We start from the raw sequence: 3680 nt of genomic DNA, 5'->3' as shown, positions 1-3680 counted from the left end.
AAATATCAAAAAAGTGGGGAATGCGCCAAAGAGGTTTTCTAAAAATATTGAAAGGAAACAGCCATGAAAAAAAGTCATCCACAACCAGCTCCCCAGAACCCAGAAGCTCTATACGCACAAGTGGATAAATCACAAAGAAGCGGAGGTCGGCGCATACCAAGCGAAGCATCTCCTTACGACAGACCGAGAGGGAGAACAAATGAGCAAAAAAATTCTCCCTACAATACACCAAGAACAGGTGCATATAACACGCCCCCTTCTCAACAGCCACTAGGAACTATCTATGCCCCCCAATACCCATTAGGAGCTACCCATGCAGCGGTTGGCAGAGGTTCGCGTGAGCCTTCTCCGGAAAACCCTACAAATCCCTATGCAGTCGTTAATCTAACATCGGGTGAAACAGAGTTCCAAGAACAAAGAAACCCCCTCTACGATACATCGAGGGAAAGTACTCAGGATTTGCAACGTTCCCCAAAACCAGAGGAACATCTTTATACCGAGCCTGATTTTAGCAAAAATAGTAGACGCTCTCCTCAAAAACCACTAGAATCTGTCTATGCAAAACTTGGCATGGGCGCTGAAGACGGTCAAGAACCTCAAAAACCAGAACATCTCTACGCAGAGCTTGATTTTGGTGCAAATGGTGGACTCTCTCCCCATAAACCACTCGAATCTGTCTATGCAACTGTTGGCATGGGGGCTGAAGGCGGGCAAGAGTCCCAACAACGAGAAAATCCCATCTATCAAGGTGTTGGCAGAGGAGCAACACCCCCTCCCAGAACCCCAAAAGATGTGGTTACAACAAAGCTTTTACAAAGCAGAGAATTTCAACATGGTATAAGAGTAACCCAAGAATGGTGCACAGTTGTTTATGGTAACGCACATGCTTTGAATGAACCACTTGCTCAGATTCTTGACGATCCCAAGAATGCAGAAAGAGTCTTATGGGACCTTGCAGAACATCCTGAAAGCCCTGCTAAGCTCGCTGGTAGGCAAGTGCTTGGCGTAAAAAGCCCCAATCGCAGAGCAGCTGAAGATGGTTTTTCTCCCCTTTGCTCAGCTCTTGAGAAGCATATACGTACGGTACAAAAGCTCCATAAACAGTTTACACGTGAACAGGAAAGAGATCAAAGACAAGAAAGTCCAGAAAGAGACCCAGAACACAGACATCACCACCATCATCATCACGCAAGAGGACGAAAATACAATAGTCCAGAGCCCAGCCCACAACGACAAAGACATGGAGAAAAAGGAATGGCTTTTGCCATGTAAGTGGACATAAACATAAAAACAGATAGGTTTTTGTTTTTCATGTAATTTTTTTCAGTGAGTTTCTTGGTGCAAATCATTTTATCGTGATTGCACCAAGAATTGTTTTAAAATATTACAAAAAATAGTCCTAAAAATGGATTCTGTAATTTATTATAACTTATTGATAATATTTCATAAAAAAACTGTATAAAAGACATAAATGTTCATTACATATCAATATGAATAGCGCAAAATCTTTGGAGGTCATTCGGTTGGATATCTTCCTTATATAAAAGTTATCAAAACTAAAAGTGGGGAATGCACCAAAGAGGTTTTCTAAAAATATTGAAAGGAAATATGTATGAAAAAACATCATTCACATCCTTCTGCAAATCCAGAAGCCCTCTATGCAACAGTTAATAAACCAAACAGAGGAAACCAGCGCGGACCAACCCCAGAAGAAGACGTTCTATACGCATCCGTTAGCAGTGTTTCTCCTTCAAGAGGGAGACATCCTGATCGGGGAAGAGAAAATCCTGAAACCGATTACACAGAGGTTGCTCCCCCAAAACGCGAAGCTGAGGTTACATACGCATCCGTTAGCAGTATTTCTCCTTCAAGAGGTAAACATCAAAGGACAGAAAATCCTGAAACTGACTATACAGAGGTTTCTCCACAACAAAAAGGAAGATCATCTTCACCTTCTCTCACAGCTGATCAAATAAGTGTCATGCTTTTAAAAAATCCACACGTCCAAGCACATGCAGAAGAAGTCATACACTGGAGTAAAATTGTTTATGGCGATGATACGATTTTCCAGCAGCACTTGCAAGGAATACTTACAGATCCCACTAAAGGAAAAGACCTTTCAAATCAACTTGCTGAAAATCCTGAATCTATACATAAACTTGCTGGCCGCTCCACACTTGGCTTAAAAAATCAAACACGCAAAGCAGCTGAAGATGGTTTTAGATCGCTCGTTGATGCCGTTGATGGTTATACGAAAGCTGTACAAGACGCAGCAACAAGACTATCGCAAACCCCTCTAGCGGAACAAAGACGCCATCAAGAAAATTCTCAGCAAGTTGAGAGACACCATCATCATCATCGTCATCATCACACAAGAGAACAAGAACACAATAGTCCAGAGCACAGCCCTCAACGACAAAGACATGGAGAAAAAGGAATGGCTTTTGCCATGTAAGGGAGCATAAACATAAAAACAGATAGTTTTTGTTTTTCATGTAATCTTTTTTTCAGTGAGTTTCTTGGCGCAAATCGTTTCATTGCGATTGCGCCAAGAGTTGTTTTACAATGTTACAAAAAATAGTCCTAAAAATGGCGCCTGTAATTCACGATAACTATTGATAACTTATTGATAATATTTCACAAAAAAACTGTATAAAAGACACAAATGTCCATTAAGCTGATTGCAAATAGCGCAGATCTTTGGAAGCTCATTCAGCTCGATATTTCTTTTATCTCAAAGCGATCCAAGCATAAAAGGCAAGAATGCACCAAAGAGGTTTTCTAAAACAATTTTTGAAAGGAAACATGCATGAAAAAAAAACACCCTCATCCTTTTCCATCCTCTTCAATACAAGAACTTATAAAGCTCTATGAACAAGCGGCGGCAGAGGTCTCAGGCGCTGCAGCCCCCCTTCCTAAAGAAACGCCTTCAAAAAGCAAAAGACTGTCATCCATACCGGAAGAAGATGAGGAAAGACAATCTCTTTTAAGCGAAGAAACTGTATATGCATCAACAAATCGAACAGCTTCGTTAACAAGAGGCGGCTCTACCAAAAGACCGCAAGAAGCTGAAACGACACACTCAACAGTTACTTCACAAATTACCCAAAGGACAACAAGAGTTCTCTCAGAGGAAGAAATCATTCTATTTCTTCCACACCATTCATTGGTTAAAACATATCGAGAGGAAATCCAACATTTATCCGCAAAAGCCTATGGCAATCCAAATATTTTGCAAGAAAAAATGCAGGAAATTCAAAAAAATCCTGCTGCAGGAGAGGAGCTCTCATGGCGCATGGCAGCTCATCCTGAAAGCATCACTAAACTTTCCGGCACCAACATGTTGGGCTTTAAAAATCGAACGCGTAGACAAGCAGAAGAAAGTTTTTCCGCTCTATGCATTACTATTGATTGTTATACAGAAGCTGTAAAGCAGGCAAGAGAGAGCCTCTTACAATCTCCAGATCAAGAACTCAAAAACTATGAACGCTTAATGGGGAAGGAAGCCGTCGCTGAACTTCTACAAAAACCAGATCAACGTGAAAAAGAAACTCTTTCAGAGACAGAAATTTCTACCCAAATTCATCAACATTCAAAAGTCAAAAGACACCATGCCCAAATCCAATATTGGTGCGGAGTTGTTTTTGGCAACACAAACATTTTGCAATCACAGGTGGAAA

General features: G+C 41.0%; 3 protein-coding genes. All 3 read left to right on the top strand.

Going from position 1 to position 3680, the window contains the following annotated elements; translation table 11 throughout:
- Positions 1-63 precede the first annotated feature (63 nt).
- A complete protein-coding gene (locus ACFIL8_RS08285) occupies positions 64-1272 on the top strand; it encodes a BID domain-containing T4SS effector (RefSeq protein ID WP_375681352.1) in 1209 nt (402 codons plus the stop codon).
- Positions 1273-1612: 340 nt separating this feature from the next.
- The gene (locus ACFIL8_RS08280; RefSeq protein ID WP_375689392.1) at positions 1613-2455 is read left to right on the top strand and encodes a BID domain-containing T4SS effector; all 843 of its coding nucleotides are present in this window, start codon (positions 1613-1615) and stop codon (positions 2453-2455) included.
- 354 nt (positions 2456-2809) lie between these two features.
- The coding region (locus tag ACFIL8_RS08275; RefSeq protein ID WP_375689390.1) for a BID domain-containing T4SS effector at positions 2810-3680 on the top strand (871 nt) is incomplete at its 3' end.

Origin of the sequence: Bartonella sp. AP57NXGY, assembly GCF_042195805.1 — a bacterium.
Taxonomy (GTDB): Bacteria; Pseudomonadota; Alphaproteobacteria; order Rhizobiales; family Rhizobiaceae; genus Bartonella.
This window is presented reverse-complemented; position numbering and strand designations above follow the sequence as displayed.

Coding starts and splice junctions, on each gene's coding strand:
- ACFIL8_RS08285 (WP_375681352.1), top strand. CDS start 64: ATGAAAAAAAGTCATCCACAACCAGCTCCCCAGAACCCAGAAGCTCTA.
- ACFIL8_RS08280 (WP_375689392.1), top strand. CDS start 1,613: ATGAAAAAACATCATTCACATCCTTCTGCAAATCCAGAAGCCCTCTAT.